This window comes from Qipengyuania pacifica (assembly GCF_019857205.1).
Classification (GTDB): Bacteria; Pseudomonadota; Alphaproteobacteria; order Sphingomonadales; family Sphingomonadaceae; genus Qipengyuania; species Qipengyuania pacifica.
Genome location: NZ_JAHWXO010000008.1, coordinates 53,337 through 68,173, shown reverse-complemented (window position 1 = coordinate 68,173; position 14,837 = coordinate 53,337). Strand labels below are relative to the sequence as shown.

Annotated in this window: 21 protein-coding genes; 8 read left to right on the top strand and 13 right to left on the bottom strand. The window is 59.4% G+C overall.

Translation table 11 applies throughout. The features are described from left to right. Positions 1 to 57: 57 nt before the first annotated feature. Complete coding sequence (locus KYK83_RS13045) at positions 58 to 1,275, bottom strand: mechanosensitive ion channel family protein (RefSeq protein WP_196847480.1); 1,218 nt, start codon at positions 1,273 to 1,275, stop codon at positions 58 to 60. Positions 1,276 to 1,407: 132 nt separating this feature from the next. Between KYK83_RS13045 and trmB the strand changes: the two genes are divergently transcribed. Continuing rightward, the gene (trmB, locus tag KYK83_RS13040) at positions 1,408 to 2,109 is read left to right on the top strand and encodes a tRNA (guanine(46)-N(7))-methyltransferase TrmB (RefSeq protein ID WP_222828556.1); all 702 of its coding nucleotides are present in this window, start codon (positions 1,408 to 1,410) and stop codon (positions 2,107 to 2,109) included. A 126-nt stretch (positions 2,110 to 2,235) separates the two neighbouring features. Then, positions 2,236 to 3,450, top strand: a complete 1,215-nt coding sequence (locus tag KYK83_RS13035) for a tyrosine-type recombinase/integrase (protein ID WP_029140603.1) — start codon at positions 2,236 to 2,238, stop codon at positions 3,448 to 3,450. 14 nt (positions 3,451 to 3,464) lie between these two features. Here the strand turns inward: KYK83_RS13035 and KYK83_RS13030 are convergent, their stop codons facing one another. From KYK83_RS13030 to KYK83_RS13020, 3 genes are read right to left on the bottom strand one after another with little or no spacing between them, the layout of a single operon-like run. After that, positions 3,465 to 4,031 (bottom strand): GntR family transcriptional regulator, encoded by a 567-nt coding sequence (locus KYK83_RS13030; RefSeq protein ID WP_248284457.1) that lies wholly within the window; start codon positions 4,029 to 4,031, stop codon positions 3,465 to 3,467. Positions 4,032 to 4,066: 35 nt separating this feature from the next. Next, a complete protein-coding gene (locus KYK83_RS13025; protein ID WP_010239387.1) occupies positions 4,067 to 4,933 on the bottom strand; it encodes a phytanoyl-CoA dioxygenase family protein in 867 nt (288 codons plus the stop codon). Continuing rightward, positions 4,930 to 5,556, bottom strand: a complete 627-nt coding sequence (locus KYK83_RS13020) for an acyl-homoserine-lactone synthase (protein ID WP_050775909.1) — start codon at positions 5,554 to 5,556, stop codon at positions 4,930 to 4,932. The genes KYK83_RS13025 and KYK83_RS13020 overlap by 4 nt, the downstream gene beginning before the upstream one ends. Before the next feature lie 219 nt (positions 5,557 to 5,775). Here KYK83_RS13020 and KYK83_RS13015 point away from each other — a divergent pair, with 219 nt between their 5' ends. Beyond that, on the top strand, positions 5,776 to 6,855 hold the full coding sequence (locus KYK83_RS13015; RefSeq protein WP_222828554.1) for a sensor histidine kinase: 1,080 nt from the start codon (positions 5,776 to 5,778) through the stop codon (positions 6,853 to 6,855). On the opposite strand, the gene KYK83_RS13010 is transcribed toward KYK83_RS13015, so the two are convergent. Both KYK83_RS13010 and KYK83_RS13005 read right to left on the bottom strand, forming a co-directional pair. Further along, entirely contained in the window at positions 6,848 to 7,252 is a 405-nt protein-coding gene (locus KYK83_RS13010) for a response regulator (protein WP_010240358.1), read from the bottom strand. The genes KYK83_RS13015 and KYK83_RS13010 overlap by 8 nt on opposite strands. Before the next feature lie 139 nt (positions 7,253 to 7,391). Next, a complete protein-coding gene (locus tag KYK83_RS13005) occupies positions 7,392 to 7,814 on the bottom strand; it encodes a MerR family transcriptional regulator (RefSeq protein ID WP_222828553.1) in 423 nt (140 codons plus the stop codon). Positions 7,815 to 7,873: 59 nt separating this feature from the next. Between KYK83_RS13005 and KYK83_RS13000 the strand changes: the two genes are divergently transcribed. The 5 genes from KYK83_RS13000 (at position 7,874) to KYK83_RS12985 (ending at position 10,587) form a co-directional block, all read left to right on the top strand. Next, complete coding sequence (locus tag KYK83_RS13000) at positions 7,874 to 8,236, top strand: mercuric transporter MerT family protein (protein ID WP_010240364.1); 363 nt, start codon at positions 7,874 to 7,876, stop codon at positions 8,234 to 8,236. A gap of 11 nt (positions 8,237 to 8,247) precedes the next feature. Further along, complete coding sequence (locus KYK83_RS12995) at positions 8,248 to 8,589, top strand: heavy-metal-associated domain-containing protein (protein ID WP_047819462.1); 342 nt, start codon at positions 8,248 to 8,250, stop codon at positions 8,587 to 8,589. After that, on the top strand, positions 8,586 to 8,816 hold the full coding sequence (locus KYK83_RS17465; protein ID WP_082379137.1) for a GDCCVxC domain-containing (seleno)protein: 231 nt from the start codon (positions 8,586 to 8,588) through the stop codon (positions 8,814 to 8,816). The genes KYK83_RS12995 and KYK83_RS17465 overlap by 4 nt, the downstream gene beginning before the upstream one ends. A gap of 1 nt (position 8,817) precedes the next feature. Next, positions 8,818 to 10,179 carry a dihydrolipoyl dehydrogenase family protein gene (locus tag KYK83_RS12990; protein ID WP_054522829.1) on the top strand — a complete coding sequence of 454 codons (1,362 nt, stop codon included), beginning with the start codon at positions 8,818 to 8,820 and terminating at the stop codon, positions 10,177 to 10,179. A gap of 81 nt (positions 10,180 to 10,260) precedes the next feature. Next, positions 10,261 to 10,587 carry a YnfA family protein gene (locus KYK83_RS12985; RefSeq protein WP_054522830.1) on the top strand — a complete coding sequence of 109 codons (327 nt, stop codon included), beginning with the start codon at positions 10,261 to 10,263 and terminating at the stop codon, positions 10,585 to 10,587. A 12-nt stretch (positions 10,588 to 10,599) separates the two neighbouring features. Here KYK83_RS12985 and arsB read toward each other — a convergent pair whose 3' ends face one another. The 7 genes from arsB to KYK83_RS12950 all read right to left on the bottom strand — a co-directional run bounded on the left by arsB (position 10,600) and on the right by KYK83_RS12950 (position 14,830). Continuing rightward, a complete protein-coding gene (gene arsB, locus KYK83_RS12980) occupies positions 10,600 to 11,670 on the bottom strand; it encodes an ACR3 family arsenite efflux transporter (RefSeq protein ID WP_054522831.1) in 1,071 nt (356 codons plus the stop codon). After that, positions 11,667 to 12,167 (bottom strand): arsenate reductase ArsC, encoded by a 501-nt coding sequence (locus KYK83_RS12975; protein WP_222828552.1) that lies wholly within the window; start codon positions 12,165 to 12,167, stop codon positions 11,667 to 11,669. Before KYK83_RS12975 ends, arsB begins: the two co-directional genes overlap by 4 nt. 9 nt (positions 12,168 to 12,176) lie before the next feature. Continuing rightward, entirely contained in the window at positions 12,177 to 12,647 is a 471-nt protein-coding gene (locus KYK83_RS12970; protein WP_151884826.1) for an ArsI/CadI family heavy metal resistance metalloenzyme, read from the bottom strand. After that, positions 12,647 to 12,985: an ArsR/SmtB family transcription factor gene (locus KYK83_RS12965; protein ID WP_151884825.1), complete on the bottom strand. Its 339-nt coding sequence runs from the start codon at positions 12,983 to 12,985 to the stop codon at positions 12,647 to 12,649. Before KYK83_RS12965 ends, KYK83_RS12970 begins: the two co-directional genes overlap by 1 nt. 128 nt (positions 12,986 to 13,113) lie before the next feature. After that, positions 13,114 to 13,866: a LuxR family transcriptional regulator gene (locus tag KYK83_RS12960; protein WP_054522832.1), complete on the bottom strand. Its 753-nt coding sequence runs from the start codon at positions 13,864 to 13,866 to the stop codon at positions 13,114 to 13,116. A 183-nt stretch (positions 13,867 to 14,049) separates the two neighbouring features. Continuing rightward, a complete protein-coding gene (locus KYK83_RS12955; RefSeq protein ID WP_222828551.1) occupies positions 14,050 to 14,655 on the bottom strand; it encodes a DUF2285 domain-containing protein in 606 nt (201 codons plus the stop codon). Continuing rightward, complete coding sequence (locus tag KYK83_RS12950) at positions 14,639 to 14,830, bottom strand: transcriptional regulator domain-containing protein (protein WP_222828550.1); 192 nt, start codon at positions 14,828 to 14,830, stop codon at positions 14,639 to 14,641. Before KYK83_RS12950 ends, KYK83_RS12955 begins: the two co-directional genes overlap by 17 nt. Positions 14,831 to 14,837 lie beyond the last annotated feature (7 nt).

Genomic DNA, 14,837 nt, shown 5'->3' with positions numbered 1-14,837 from the left:
ATCCCCGGACGGGATCATGAGACGCCCCGGACAGCCATCGCGCTTCCGGGGCGTTTCCTATTCGGCCCTGATCGCAAGCTGCGCGAAGTCCTGCCCGCTCGGATGCTGGAAGATGCGCAGGCCGAACTCGGGCAGGATGGCCAGCATATGATCGAAGATGTCGGCCTGGATCGCTTCGTATTGTGGCCACTCCACCGTGTCGGTGAAGCAGTAGATTTCTAGCGGCAGGCCCTGCGGCCCCGGCGGTAGCTGGCGCACCATCAGCGTGAACCCTGCCCCCGCAATGCGCGGATGGCTCTTGAGATAGGCGATCACATAGGCGCGCAACGTGCCGATATTGGTGATCCGGCGCGCATTGATCGTGTCGCAATCGCTGGACAGTTCATGCCGGTTCCATTCGGCAATCTCCTCCTGCTTGCGCGCCAGGTAATCGTCCAGCAGCCTGAAGCGCTTGAGATCGTCGGTTTCCTTGTCGTCCAGGAAGCGGATCGAATTCTGGTCGACGACCAGCGCGCGCTTGATGCGCCGCCCGCCGCTCTCGTTCATCCCGCGCCAGTTGCGAAAGCTGTCCGCGATGAGCCTGTGCGTCGGGATCGTCGTGATGGTCTTGTCGAAATTGCGGATCTTCACCGTGTGCAGGGCGATATCGACCACGTCGCCATCCGCGTTCATGCCGGGCATTTCGATCCAGTCGCCGACCCGCAGCATGTCGTTGCTGCTCAACTGGACGCTCGCCACCAGGCTCAGGATCGTGTCCTTGAACACCAGCATCAACACCGCCGCCATCGCGCCGAGCCCCGATAGCAGCAGCAGCGGCGATTGCTCGATCAGAACCGCGATCATCAGGATCGCCGCCCCGAAGTAGATGGCGATCTTCACGACCTGCACATATCCCTTGATCGGGCGACTGCGCGATTCCGGGCGGCGGGAATAGAGCTCGTTCGCGTAATCCAGAGCACCGCCGATCGCCATGGCGATCGACAGGACGATCATCGTGCGCGCGATGTTGACCGTCACGTTCACGACTTCTTCCGGCAGGTGCGGCACCAGGCCGATCCCGCGCGAGACGAGCAGCAGGGGTATCACCGTGGTGAGCCACGCCGCCGACCGGTCCACCGTATCGGACCGTGCATCCAGATAGGGCGCGGCGATGCGCAGCAGGACCTTCTTCAGCAGCCAGTTGACCGTCAGCGCCGCCACCGCCAGCGCGCACAGGGCGATGAGCGACTGGAGCCACAGCGGGAGGCCGGAGTAATCGTCTAGCAGTCTTTGCATGCGCGGCCCCTAGACTGCGGTTGCCCGGCGGTTCAACCCTGCCGAACAGACGGAATTTTTGCCCGATCAAACGTATGATCGACATGCGTACCATCTGGACGCACGAGGGGCGGATCGTTAGTCGCCCGCGCCATGAGCGCATTCAAGGAAGGTGACCCGACAACTCTCAACCGCCTGTACGGGCGCAGTCAGGGCAAGCCCCTGCGCGCATCGCAGCAGGATCTGGTCGACCGTCTGCTACCGCAGATTTCCGTGCCCGACGAAGGGCCGGTGACGTCGGAAACCCTCTTCGGTTTCGACCGCCCGCTGCATTTCGAAATCGGTTTCGGCGGCGGGGAACATCTCGCCGAACGCGCCGATCTGCTGCCCGATCATGGATTCATCGGCGCGGAACCCTTCGTAAACGGGGTCGCGCAGGCCCTCACCCACGTCCGCGACCGCACGCTCGCCAATGTCCGCATCCACCACGGCGATGCGCTGGAAGTGCTGCGCCGCGTGCCCGACGGCGCGCTGACCATGCTCTATCTCCTGCACCCCGATCCATGGCCCAAGAACAAGCATGCCAAGCGCCGCATGATGAACGATGGCCCGGTCCGCATGTTCGCCGACAAGCTGAAACCGGGCGGTGAATTCCGCTTCGGCACCGACCACGCCGTCTACCTGCGCCACGCCCTGATGGTCATGCGGCGCTTCGGCGACGACTTCGAATGGATCGTCGATGGCCCGGCCAGCTGGCAGAACCGCCCGTCAGGCTGGCCCGAAACGCGCTACGAACACAAGGCCCGCACCGTCTATGGGCATGAGGTGTGGTACTTTCGATTCAGGCGACGCTAGACTACGCTGATGTTGTAAAAACAACGACTTAGCGCAAAACACTTACGCCAGAATTGCCTCCAATTCGCCCCTTTTTCCGCTTGCGTGATTACCCGGTGATTGCCAGAAAAGGCCACGAGGTATCGCATGGCAACAGGAAAAATCAGCAAGCGCACGGTCGATTCGCTCCCGGTTGGACCAAAGGAAAACTATCTTTGGGACACCGATCTCAAGGGCTTTGGCGTCAAGATTACAACTGCTGGATCAATCAGTTACATAATCCAGTTCCGAATGGGCGGACGAGAAGCGAAGACCCGTCGTTTCACGATCGGATCACATGGATCGCCTTGGACACCGACTACTGCACGCTTGGAAGCTGAGCGATTGTTGGTGATTGTTGCGCAGGGCATTGATCCGGTTGATGCGGAAAAGCAGCGCCGCCGGGAAGCTGTCGACCTCGCCTTCTCGAATTACGCTGACCTCTTCACTCGCTCCTGCAAACGCGAGGGATGGCGTCGCCTCGTGGAGCGATCCATTCGCCTCTACCTCAAGCCCACATTCGGAATGAAGGCGCTGCCAGCGATTACGAAGATCGACGTCGTTTCGGTTCTCGATCAGATGCCGCCCAAGCAGGTGGCAAACCGGCGAAATGTCTTTGCCGTTATGCGCCGCCTGTTTCGCTGGGCCGTCAGTCGCGGAGATATCGATCGCAATCCGATGGAGGGCATGGAAACGCCGCCTCCGGTCAAGCCACGAGAGCGCTGGCTCAAGGATGGCGAACTCCGCCATATCTGGAATGCGGCGCCGGAATGTCATCGCTGCTTTGGTCCAATTGTCAGGCTTCTGATCGTAACCGGACAGCGCCGTGAAGAAGTCTCCGGGATGCACTGGCAGGAGCTCAGTCGCAGCGAAAGATTATGGACCCTGCCCGGATCTCGAACCAAGAACGGAGAACCTAACTCCATTCCCCTCAACGATCTTGCAATCGCCGAGCTCGACCGGGAGGCTCGCGGCGAGAGGTGGCCGCGTAAGGGCCGTGTTTTCGCGACAGCTAGCGGGGCGGGCTTTACGGGATACGCCAAAGGGAAGGTGAAGCTCGACAGCCTGATCGAGGAACGTTGCGAAGAGCCGCTCGAAGCCTGGCGCCTTCATGATCTACGACGAACCCTCGCAACGAACTTCCAGCGGCTTGGCGTTCGGTTTGAAGTCACCGAAGCCGTTCTCAACCATGTGGGCGGATCTCGCGCCGGAGTCGCCGGCATCTACCAGCGCCACGACTGGAAGGACGAAAAGCGCCAGGCGCTCGATGCCTGGAATGACCACCTCGCGACGGTTCTGTCCGAGAGTGGGGAGACGACCTAAAATATTGGCGAGGGCTAGGGCGTCTGCTGGTTCAAACGTCCGACAAGAGCGGGTACCAGATCCTCAATGTGTTGATGATATGCGCGTACCGCTCGGTTTGAGCCATCGAACCCTTGCTGCGCTTTTCGCTCAATTTGCTCAAGGGCATGCGGCGCGCCAGGCCAAATCACCGGCTCGAGTTCACGTAGCGGATGGAGTCTGTCGCTAATGCGTTCGACCAAATGTACGCGAAACCGATTGCCTGAGCTTGCCGCGATGTCTCTGAAGGCGCGCGCCAATCGGTCGGCATAAGCACCTCGCGTGTCGTTTGATCCTTCGTTGATTGGCAGTGATTTGTGATCGTTGTCGGGAGCCTGCTCCAAAAGCAGGGCGTTGACTTGCAGAATGTCGCGCAAGGCCTGTTCGGTAAGCAGCGGTACGCGAAATCCTTCGCCGGGCGTGAGGTCGACCAGCCCTTCACCGACAAGCTGGTTCAGGCTGTCTCTTACCGGCGTCATGCTCACTCCGAAATCGTCAGCGAGTCGCATCGCCTCAAGCTTCGTACCGGCCCGGAAGCGCCCTTCCAGCAATGCATCTTTCAACCGCCTGTACGTAGGCTCGAGGACGTGAGCGGGACTCATCGTCCGCCGCGGCGCGTCTTGGCGAACTCACGAACCGCTTCTTTCTGGTCGGGGCGCAGACTATCGGTTGCCTGAGGGAATTCGGGCACCTTGTCGCTCAGCAAAACCGACGGGCATTGCCCTTCGAAATTACCCAGGTTCGGACGGTGCTGCACATATCCGGCGAGCTCGGCGAGTTCGGGAGAGAACTCTTTTGCTACTGCTGGTGGATAGGCCAGCCAGAGATTCTCGTAGGGTTTGAGCCAGCCGAGACTGTAGCCGATTACGACACCGCGGCGGACATCCTCGGTCTGGTTTGGTCCCGCTCCATGGACGGTGGAGCCGAGAAAGCAGATCGCATCGCCGGGCTTGCAAACAGCTACTATGGGATCGTCGAGACTTTCGAGATTGTCGACAGGCTTCCTGTGCGTCCCGGGGTAGATGCGTGTCGCGCCATTGAGGCGAGTAAATTCGGTCAGCGGCCAGATGACGTTGAGAAGATATTCGTGATCGCCCTTGCGGCCTGCCCACATATCCTGATCGCAATGCGGAAACTGTTCTATCTCGCCGGGATGGATCGCGATCGCCTGGGCGACATTGAGCTGTATCCGGTCGCAGGCGCTGCCGAGAATTGCGCGGGCGAGCGATAGGACTAGCGGCTGCAGGACTAGATCGCCTGCGACCTGCGACCGGCGAAGCAGGCTTCCAAACCGTTTGGTCCGATGGCCATAGAAGTCTCCCTTGCCGAGGGGCGCCTGCGCAAATGCACCTTCCAGGTCGGCATCGAGTGCGGCGATCTGTTGCTCGGCGACAAGCTGCGGAATGATGCAATAGCCATCCTCTTGCAGCTGATCGAGCCAATGCGCCTCCCTCGGCCCAGTCATGCTGCCAGCTCCATGCCGCCATAGGCTTCCGGCTTAGGATTGCGGCAGTAGATCCCTGCGTTGGCGAGTTGCGCGCGTGTATCTTGGTCGATGTCGATCCGAAGAGCGACAAGCTGCTGCCCATCGATAGAAACGCACGGTCCAAGCTGCTGGCAGCGCCAGCCGAACTGGGCGATCTGACGGAACCAGGGCACTGGGGCGACCGCCGAATAACCAGAGATCCCTTCCGATATTGCAAAATCGGCGAGTGCGGAGACGAGCTGGTTGCGGACACTCCGGCGATCAGCGCGCGGCAACGTGGGATCGATACAGAATCGGGTAATCTCGCGAAATGCCTCATCCTGCGGAACAGGTCCGGTGCACAGCTGCGGAAAGAGATCGCGTAAGATATGAGGTCCATCAGAACGCAGGAGCCGGGCCGATGCGCGATGCTCGCACTTTTCGCCGGTGAGGACGAGATAGGCGGCCGAGGGCGTATCGAACTGGTCGATTTCAAAGGTCCCGTCGAGCACCGGAACGTCCCACCCAAGAAGATCCACGAACACGCGCTTGCGCGCCTCGAACATGGCGCGAAGTGCCGGATCGACCAAGTTTGCACCATTTATACCGCTGCTTTGCTGCATGAAGATTACCTGTGAACTTGATGACTGCTCGCATCTCATCAAATCCGGATAGGCAGCGACATACCAAGAACTGGGGAGGGCCACATCTGGCGCTCTACAGGGGAGAGTTTACTGGCCATCCCACCTTTGCGATGAGCGTCAGCGTTTGAAAATCATCAAGATACGACAGGTATCTTATCGGTCCGATTCTGTTCATCCCGGGAAGGTCACAAGCTGGCTATGAATGCAAAAGTCATCACGAACTTCCAGCTTGGCAGCCGCGAATCCTCTTCGGCGCCTGATGTCTTGCCCCTCGCTACAGAGCATGCGCTGCAATCCGCCGGAGCTGCTTTCCATGCGCTCGCCGACACCATGCCGCAGATGGTATGGTCGACTCTTCCCGACGGCTCCCACGATTATTACAATGCGCGCTGGTATGAATTCACGGGTGTCCCTGTCGGATCAACCGACGGCGAAGGATGGGCCGGGATGTTCCATGAGGATGACCAGGCCGACACATGGAAGAAATGGAACCACAGCCTCGCTACCGGCGAACCGTACGAGGTTGAATATCGCCTGAGGCATCACAGCGGCGATTATCGCTGGATGATCGGTCGTGCGCTGCCGATCCTCAACGAGGAGGGTGAGATCCAGCGCTGGATCGGCACTTGTACGGATATCGACGAGCAGAAGCGCACCGCCCTCCAAAACGAAATCCTGAGTCAAGAGCTCAGCCATCGCATCAAGAACATCTTCGCGATTGTTTCCGGTTTGATCAGCCTGACAGCGCGCGCAAATGAAGCGTTCGGTGAAGCGTCGCGCGACCTGCTGGGCCGGATTTCCGCGCTGGGGCGCGCGCACGAATTCGTCCGGCCCCACAGCGAAAAGTCCCAGCCCGAGGGCAAGGAAGTGACCCTCGCCACGCTGCTTGCGACGATCTTCGAGACCTATCCTGCCTTTTCCGAAAGAAGGATTGCTATTTCCGGCCCCGATATCGCGGTCGAAAGCCGCGCCGCCACGCCGGTTGCATTGGTGTTCCACGAGCTGGCTACCAACGCGATGAAGTACGGAGCTCTGTCCAATCCCGAGGGAAGGATTTCGCTGGACCTTTCAACCGAGGACGAGATGGTCCGCTTCCGCTGGAGGGAACACGGAGCTCACATCGACAAGGCGAGTGGGCCTCAAACGGGTTTCGGAAGTCGCCTCATCGAGTTGGCCGTGAAGCAACAGCTAGGAGGCAATTACGAGAGAACCTGGCATGACGATGGCGTTGAACTCGTCATGGATGTCCGAAAAAGCAGGTTGCAGGAGCCTAGTTAAAGAAGAGCCTAAGACGGGCTGGCGGATCGATTTTTTCGCCCTTCCGGACCGCAATGACATAGTCGAGAACCTGCTTGAGAATGCTAAGATCGACCGGTTTTTCCAGCGCGCCCAGCGTTCCGCTCACCCCTTCGCCGAGTTGTGCGGGATTGGCGGTTACGAAAATAACCTCGATCCCGAAATCCGCAGCAAGCTTCTCGCCGATCCTCGGACCAGTGGCTCCATCGGCCAGATTGACATCGACGAGCGCCACATCGATCGCGTCTGAAGCCTTTGCCAATGCCGATTGCATGTCGTCGGCTATGCCTGCGGATTCATGACCGAGATCGTGAACCACCGCCTCCATTTCGACAGCTATGAGGAATTCGTCTTCGACAATCAGAATGGTGGTCGGCATGGAAAGCTATCAAAAGTTAAATGACGAGGCTCTGTAGTGAGGGGACGGACAGGGCGCATATTCGTTCCCTCGCCTCGTCGCATCCGGCTTCGATCGAAATAGCTTCAAGACGCGCACCCGTTCCGACGGCATAGCTTCACTATCGGGCGCCAGGACCACGACCAAAGAGCGTAGCTATGATGGGGCATTCCGGAACATCACCGCCTTCGCAGCGGGCTGATACATCGGCTAGCGTGCGCTCCAACCTAGTCAAATCAGCAATTTTAGCTCGCACGCTGGCCAGATGGTTATTGGTCAGATCCCGAACCTCGCCGCAGCTGTAGGGGTGCGAATCAACGAGGCTGAGCAGGCTTTTGAGCTCCTCGATCGAAAAACCCAGATCGCGGCCGCGCAAGATAAAGCCGAGCCGCGCCTGGTCGCCGGGTGGATAGAGCCTGTGCCCGCTTGCCGTACGCTCGGGAGGCTGAAGCAGACCGATGTTCTCGTAGTAGCGGATTGTCTCAAGGTTGCAGCCCGACCGTCTGGCCAGTTCTCCCCGTTTGATCACTTGCGATGCTGTCATGAGCCATATGCCAATTAGTGCTTGAACCTGTAGTTACTACAGGGAGTACATTGGTTTCCATGGTCGATCAAATGCACAAGAACGCGCAGCGCTTATGGGCGAGCGGCGGGACGCTCGGCGCGATACTCGCCTCGTCCTGCTGTATTGCCCCGCTGTTATTGCTGAGCCTTGGCATCAGCGGCGCGTGGATCGGCAATCTCACTGCGCTCGAACCGTACAAATGGGTATTTATCGCCATTGCGGTTGTCTTTTTGGCCCTTGGATTCCGGCACGTCTATTTTCGGCAAGCCGAACCTTGCGAAGACGGAACATATTGCGCGCGGCCCGGAGCAAACCTGCTCGTCAAAAGCTCCCTGTGGCTGGCGACCGTATTGGTCGCTGCCTCGTCCACGGTCGAGTGGTGGGCGCCGCAATTCTACTAGGAGTTCGAAAGATGAAGAAGACGATGATCGTCGCAGTTGCGATACTGGGACTGGCCGGAGCGGGTATCTGGGCAGCGACCTTGTTTCCGCCAAACTCCGACGAACGGGTTCAACAAAATTCCGCGCATCTGCAATCGGCAAGTTTTGCGGTCGAGAATATGACCTGCGCGACCTGCCCGATAACGGTTCGGCGCGCGATGGAAGGCGTGGCAGGCGTGCACGAGGTGACTATCGATTACGAGACCAGGACGGCGACTGCGCAGTTCGATCCTGAGCGAACAACCACAAGCGCGATCGCCGCGGCGTCGACCGAGGCCGGATATCCGGCGATCCTTTCAGAGAGCGCGCTATGATCGAACTGAAGTCCGAGATCACATGCCCTACTTGCGGGTACAAAAAGCTCGAAAGAATGCCGACGGATGCCTGCTGGTTTTTCTACGATTGCAATGGTTGCGGTGTGAAACTCCGCCCCAATGCGGGCGATTGCTGTGTCTTCTGCTCATTCGGCACCATCCCCTGCCCGCCGATCCAGGAAACGCGTGCCGATCGCAAGGGCGCCACATGTTGCGGAGGGCGGTGAGATGAGTACGCGAAACTTCGATCTTATAGTGCTGGGTGTTGGTATGGCGGCCGTAAATGCCGCCAACAAATGCGCCTCAGCCGGTTGGTCGGTCGCGGTGGTCGACGAACTGCCTTATGGCGGCACCTGCGCCCTGCGCGGCTGCGATCCGAAGAAAATGCTCCGCCGCGGGGCGGAAATCATCGACGCAGCGCGGCTCATGCACGGCAAGGGCATCGAACCGAACGACATCGCCATCAACTGGCCCGATCTGGTCGCCTTCACGCAGACGTTCACCGACAAAATGCCCGGTCGGATCGAAAACGGTCTGGAGAGCAACGGCGTCACTACCCTTCACGGGAAAGCGCGCTTCGTCGGCGAAGATACCGTCGAAATCGACGGCGAGGGGCAGTTTCAGGCAAACCATTTCCTGATCGCAACGGGTGCCAAGCCGCGGACGATAGATGTTCCCGGCTCCGAACACCTTACCGACAGCACCGAGTTCATGCGGCTCGATGCGCTGCCCGAACGCATCCTGTTCATCGGCGGCGGCTTCATCTCGTTCGAGTTTGGCCATATCGCAGCACGCGCCGGCAGCGAGGTGTGCATGATCGATCGCGGCGAGAGACCGCTTAAAGGTTTCGATGCCGATCTTGTTGAAAGACTCGTCGCGCGAGGCGAGGAAGTCGGCGTCCAACTGCGACGGCGCACGTCACTCAAATCCATCAAGAAGGACGGGACGGACTTTCTTGTCACGGTAGAAACGGGTAGCGAAACGAAAGATTTGCGCGCCGATCTCGTCGTCCAAGGCGCGGGCCGCGTCGCGGCAATTGATCAGCTCGATCTGGCCGCAGCCAATGTCGAGGCAGGTGACAAGGGCGTTGCGGTCAACGCCTACCTGCAAAGCACGTCCAACCCGAAAATCTACGCTGCCGGGGATGCCGCCGATACGCAGGGTGCCCCGCTTACGCCTGTCGCGGTTTTCGAGGGCAAGGTAGCTGCGTCCAATATGCTCAAGGGCAACCGGACCAAGCCGGATTATTCGGGAGTTCCGAGCGCTGTATTTACCGTACCGGAGCTAACCCGCGTTGGCATGCTCGAACAGGATGCACGAGAGGCCGGGCACGATATCCGCGTCGTCGAGAATGACACCGGCGACTGGTATTCCAACCTTCGCGTTGGCGAAAGCTGCGCTGCAACCAAGGTTATAATCGATAAGGACAGCGACACTATCCTGGGCGCCCATCTGCTCGGACCCGAATATGGCGAAATCATTAATTTCTTCGGTTTGGCCATCCGACTTGGACTGACAACAAGCGATCTCAAGAAAATGGTATCGGTGTATCCGAGCGTGGGCTCCGATCTTGGCTCCATGCTATCGTAGTTGCGCCTCGCTTGGTCCAGTAAAGCCATCAACCGGGTAATCCCGTTTGCGATCGACAGTCGAAATCTCGATAGAGGTCAGATGATGACCTTTCTCGCATATCTCGGTGCTGCAATTGCTGAAATTGCGGGCTGTTTCGCTTTCTGGGCGTGGTTGCGTATGGACAAGTCGGCTTGGTGGCTCGTTCCGGGCGTGGCTTCACTCGTCCTTTTTGCCTATTTGCTAACGCTGGTCGATGCCGAGCATGCAGGTCGAACTTATGCTGCCTACGGCGGGGTCTACATTCTGTCCGCGCTTTTGTGGCTTTGGATCGCAGAAGGCGTGAAGCCCGATCGGTGGGACACTCTGGGCGTGGCGATCTGCCTTGTAGGCGCCGGCGTCATCTTGCTCGCCCCCAGACCGGTATGAGGCACATCCGCATCAAGCCAAAGGGAATATACCACGCGTCCGATTGGCGATCGCTACCAGCGACAACATGACAGGCACTTCTACGAGGACGCCTACCACCGTAGCCAAAGCAGCTCCGCTCCCTAGGCCGAACAGGCCGATCGCAACCGCCACCGCCAGTTCGAAAAAATTGGACGTGCCGATAAGAGCGCAGGGCGCGGCTACTGCGTGCGGGACCTTCCACGCTTTGGCCCAGCCATAAGCGATGAAGAAGATGCCGTAGCTTTGGACAACAATGGGCGCTGCAATCAGCGCGATCAACAGCGGTCGGGCGACAATGGTTTCCGCCTGGAAGCCGAACAGCAGCAACACCGTCAGCAGCAGGCCGATGATCGAGAGCGGCTTCATGCGCCCCGTGAATTCGGACACCGCCGCTTCATCGCCGCCATGGGTCGCGAGAAGCCGATGCCGCACAATGGCACCGGCTGCGAGCGGCACGACCACATAGAGCGCGACCGAGAGCAGCAGCGTCTCCCACGGGACCGCAATGTCGGTCACGCCCAGCAGCAGCGCGACAATGGGCGCGAAGGCCACGATCATGATGAGATCATTCGCCGCGACTTGCACCAGCGTATAGGCAGGATCGCCCCTGGTGAGCTGCGACCATACGAAGACCATCGCGGTGCAAGGGGCCGCACCCAGCAGGATCAGCCCGGCGATGTATTGCTGGGCATCGGCAGGCGCGATCAGGTCGGCAAAGACGACCTCGAAGAACAACACGCCAAGTGCAGCCATCGTGAAAGGCTTGATGAACCAGTTCACTACCAGCGTGATGATCAGGCCCTTTGGCTTGTCACCGACGCGACGCACCGCGCCGAAATCGACCGCCACCATCATCGGGAATATCATCGCCCAGATCAGTACTGCGACGACAAGATTGACCGAGGCGTATTCGATGCCCGCTAGCGAGGCGAATAGCTCTGGCGCTGCATTGCCGAGCGCAATCCCGGCGAGGATCGCGCCGCCGACCCAGACCGAAAGCCATTTCTCGAACAGGCCTAGCCCCGCCGCGCGGGCGTCCATGTCAGCAGCTGCAGCGGTCATTGTTCATCCGCCTCGTGGCCAATGGCTTGCAGCTTTTCGCGCAGGGCAATCTGCTCGAAGCTGGCAATCGGCAGCGCCAGCATCAGGTCGATACGGCGCTTCAGCATGCGAAACGCATCGAGGAAGGCCGCTGCCTTCTCTGCATCGCTGCCCTCGACCGCCGCCGGATCAGGAATGCCCCAGTGCGCGGAAGTCGGACGACCCGGCCATACTGGGCAAGTCTCGGCCGCCGCGCTGTCGCAGACGGTGAAGATCAGATCGAATTCTGGTCCTTCGGCAAACTCGCTCCAGCTCTTTGAGGAATAGCCATCTGCCGGATAGCCCAGTGTCTTGAGCGTATGGATCGCCCAGGGATTCACTGTGCCGATCGGATTGCTTCCCGCGCTGTAAGCCTTGAAGCGCCCTTCGCCGTCAAGGTTGAGGATTGCTTCGCCCAAGATCGAGCGAGCGGAATTGCCCGTGCACAGGAACAGCACGTTCAGCGGTTGATCGGACATTTGGTAACCTCAGCAGCAGGAGGTCTTGGCGGGCGTCAGCTGCGGTGCACAGCAAGCGCTCGACGCGGCGTCGGCGGAGGCAAGTTGATGGAGATCAGGATTGCCGCCGTAGGTCGTGCTCTCGCCATCGGTAAGAAAGGCTTCCCACACCACGCCATCGGGATCGGCGATCCAGCTCTTTTCCGATTGCGCATAGCAACAGGTGGTCGCGCCCTCTTCGAGCACGGGTCGATCAGCAGCCTTGAGGCGATCATAGACCTCTTCGAGTTTAGCCTTGTCCTCGACCTGTAAGCCGACGTGCTCGATGCCCTTGGCCGCATCCTCGCGCATCGAGATCGCAAAATTGATGCGGGGATCGTCGAGCATCCACTTGGCGTAGTCGGCCTTCACCACGGAAGGCTCGGCACCGAACAGGCTCGAATAAAAGGCAACGGACTTGTCGATGTCGGCAACGCCGACATGCACATGGAAGCGTTTCATCAGGCGCTCTTTCGTTGAGGGGAAGGAAGGCAGGCTGCATCCTCGGAGCAGGACATGCCACCGCAGCAGTTCTCGGTGAGGTAGCCCATCAGGCCATTCATCGCGGCATAGTCCGCCGAATAGATGATCGAGCGGCTTTCGCGCCGCTGGGTGACCAGCCCCGCATTGGCCAGTTGGGCAAGGTGAAAGCTCATTGAAGACGGAGGCACTTGGAGCTTCTCAGCTAGCACCCCAGCGGCAACGCCTTGCTCCCCGGCCTGTACGAGCAGGCGGAATGCGGCGAGGCGATGCTCCTGTGCCAGAGCAGATAGGGCTCGGATCACGCGGTCGGCTTGCATCGCTCACTCCAATGATTCGATAACTATTAAAATATCGAAATGCCGAGAGAAGTCAAATTGCTTTCTGAACGGTTGCGAAATAGGCAGTACGGCCATGTTCGAGTGATTGAGAGGCAGTGGCGCGAAAACTAGCCTGTGTCCCGCCAACGGATGATGTCGGCAAACCCGATCAACCCGTCGAACAGCGCCGCGACGACGAGGGACTGTTTACAATGGACCTGGTAGCGCTCGCGGGCCATCTTAAGATGCTGAATGACGGTTTCGGTGCTGATTTCGAGTATCATGGCCGTTTCAGCTGCAGTCTTCCCTCTTGCAACCCAAAGCAGACACTCCCGCTGCCGATCGGTCAGGGAAGGGACCTTCTCATCGAACTTTTCTGAACTCAGGCCCAGCGCACAGCTCAAAGCCAGCGTCCCGATCATTTCCGCGACGGCGAAGCGCCGTCGGGGCAGTTCTCGCTCGGGTCGAACAGCAAAGGTGCAGGTGCCGCGCCCTATCCCGGGCAAATGCCGCGGAACAGTATAACCATTGCCAATTCCGCATTCCCGGCCGACATTGAGCATTTGACGGTCGCCGCGCGTGAGAGGGACGAGTTCGTCAATCCAGTCCCAGGCGAAACCGATGATGGTCTTGTCGCAGGCTCTTCGCACCGGATCCTGCCCTGCGAGGTCGAAGGCGATATAGACTTTCGCCCATTCGTCGGGATAGTCGTGCAATAGCAGGCCCGGTGCCTCGCACGATGTCGAACGCATCTCCAGGCTAAGCGCGAAATGGTCGAAGCCAAGGCGCCGGGAAACCTGTTTAAGGGCGCCGTCGAGTTCAGTGTCCGAACGGACATTGATAAGTTCAGTTGCGAATTCCTCCGCGAGATATGCGTACATAGACCTGCCGTTCGATCGGCAGCACGCAATCCAACACGCCGCCACCCGACCGCCTGCTCGGTGCCTGATCAGAGGGTTCCATTCCACCTGTTCCAGCAGTTGCAGTTGCGACCCTGAAGGTCTGGATCCAATCCGGGCGCACCACAGAATTCAGCGGCTTGCCCAAGAAAAACCATAGTGCATTCAGTGCGTTTGAAAAGGTCGGAGCCGGTTTTGACGCAGCAGGCCGAGATAGCCGTGAGATGCCATCCTCCGTGCCTCGGCGATGAGACGCTGGGTCTGTCGGCGTTGCGATGACGATTTCCAGTCTATGGCGCGTTGCGCAGACAATCCGCGATAGACGAGGGTTTCCGCAATCTCTCGGAGGGTGACACCCTCATGCGCTCGGCCCAGAGTATCGAGTATGGTAAGCAGCAAGCGGAGGCGTTGGGACTGATAGGTGGTGGGCCGCAACGGGTATCGCTTGGTGGGCACAGCGGAGCCAGCGACGCAGCAGTGAAACGCATCGAGCGCCGCTAGCCTGATCGGAACCGACTGGTCTTGAGGGATCAGATAAGTGTCTCCACCCAACCGGGCGGAGGCCATAACGAGCAACCGATGGCGAGCGCCACCACCGGCGAGGACCAGATGATCTCCCGCATTGCTCGTTCGCTTGGCGATCAGGTCGCACGCTGCGCGCGCCGCCACTGCGCCGCTACCGCTAAGAATTACAACATTGGGGTTTTCTCCGGCTTGCCAGATCGCCGGATGGCTGCGAGCTGAAAGCTCGGGATCAATCGGGAAATTCAAGGCCCCATGAACGCGCCATTCGACGGCAAGCTGGGGAATGCACGTCGAAACCGCTCGCGCTCGCAATCCGGGCGTATTGTTGCCGGTAAGCGGAATTGCGGCGCAAGAACTCCTGCGCGAAATCCGAAAAGTCGTATCCGCCAGTTCGGTCGTTGCTGTCAAATGGTCGAGCCATGAAGCAC

Bases quoted from the DNA above. Each gene is read 5' to 3' on its own strand.
- KYK83_RS13045 (WP_196847480.1), bottom strand. From the start codon at position 1,275: ATGCAAAGACTGCTAGACGATTACTCCGGCCTCCCGCTGTGGCTCCAG.
- trmB (WP_222828556.1), top strand. From the start codon at position 1,408: ATGAGCGCATTCAAGGAAGGTGACCCGACAACTCTCAACCGCCTGTAC.
- KYK83_RS13035 (WP_029140603.1), top strand. From the start codon at position 2,236: ATGGCAACAGGAAAAATCAGCAAGCGCACGGTCGATTCGCTCCCGGTT.
- KYK83_RS13025 (WP_010239387.1), bottom strand. From the start codon at position 4,933: ATGACTGGGCCGAGGGAGGCGCATTGGCTCGATCAGCTGCAAGAGGAT.
- KYK83_RS13020 (WP_050775909.1), bottom strand. From the start codon at position 5,556: ATGCAGCAAAGCAGCGGTATAAATGGTGCAAACTTGGTCGATCCGGCA.
- KYK83_RS13015 (WP_222828554.1), top strand. From the start codon at position 5,776: ATGAATGCAAAAGTCATCACGAACTTCCAGCTTGGCAGCCGCGAATCC.
- KYK83_RS13010 (WP_010240358.1), bottom strand. From the start codon at position 7,252: ATGCCGACCACCATTCTGATTGTCGAAGACGAATTCCTCATAGCTGTC.
- KYK83_RS13005 (WP_222828553.1), bottom strand. From the start codon at position 7,814: ATGACAGCATCGCAAGTGATCAAACGGGGAGAACTGGCCAGACGGTCG.
- KYK83_RS13000 (WP_010240364.1), top strand. From the start codon at position 7,874: ATGGTCGATCAAATGCACAAGAACGCGCAGCGCTTATGGGCGAGCGGC.
- KYK83_RS12995 (WP_047819462.1), top strand. From the start codon at position 8,248: ATGAAGAAGACGATGATCGTCGCAGTTGCGATACTGGGACTGGCCGGA.
- KYK83_RS17465 (WP_082379137.1), top strand. From the start codon at position 8,586: ATGATCGAACTGAAGTCCGAGATCACATGCCCTACTTGCGGGTACAAA.
- KYK83_RS12990 (WP_054522829.1), top strand. From the start codon at position 8,818: ATGAGTACGCGAAACTTCGATCTTATAGTGCTGGGTGTTGGTATGGCG.
- KYK83_RS12985 (WP_054522830.1), top strand. From the start codon at position 10,261: ATGATGACCTTTCTCGCATATCTCGGTGCTGCAATTGCTGAAATTGCG.
- arsB (WP_054522831.1), bottom strand. From the start codon at position 11,670: ATGACCGCTGCAGCTGCTGACATGGACGCCCGCGCGGCGGGGCTAGGC.
- KYK83_RS12975 (WP_222828552.1), bottom strand. From the start codon at position 12,167: ATGTCCGATCAACCGCTGAACGTGCTGTTCCTGTGCACGGGCAATTCC.
- KYK83_RS12970 (WP_151884826.1), bottom strand. From the start codon at position 12,647: ATGAAACGCTTCCATGTGCATGTCGGCGTTGCCGACATCGACAAGTCC.
- KYK83_RS12965 (WP_151884825.1), bottom strand. From the start codon at position 12,985: ATGCAAGCCGACCGCGTGATCCGAGCCCTATCTGCTCTGGCACAGGAG.
- KYK83_RS12960 (WP_054522832.1), bottom strand. From the start codon at position 13,866: ATGTACGCATATCTCGCGGAGGAATTCGCAACTGAACTTATCAATGTC.
- KYK83_RS12950 (WP_222828550.1), bottom strand. From the start codon at position 14,830: ATGGCTCGACCATTTGACAGCAACGACCGAACTGGCGGATACGACTTT.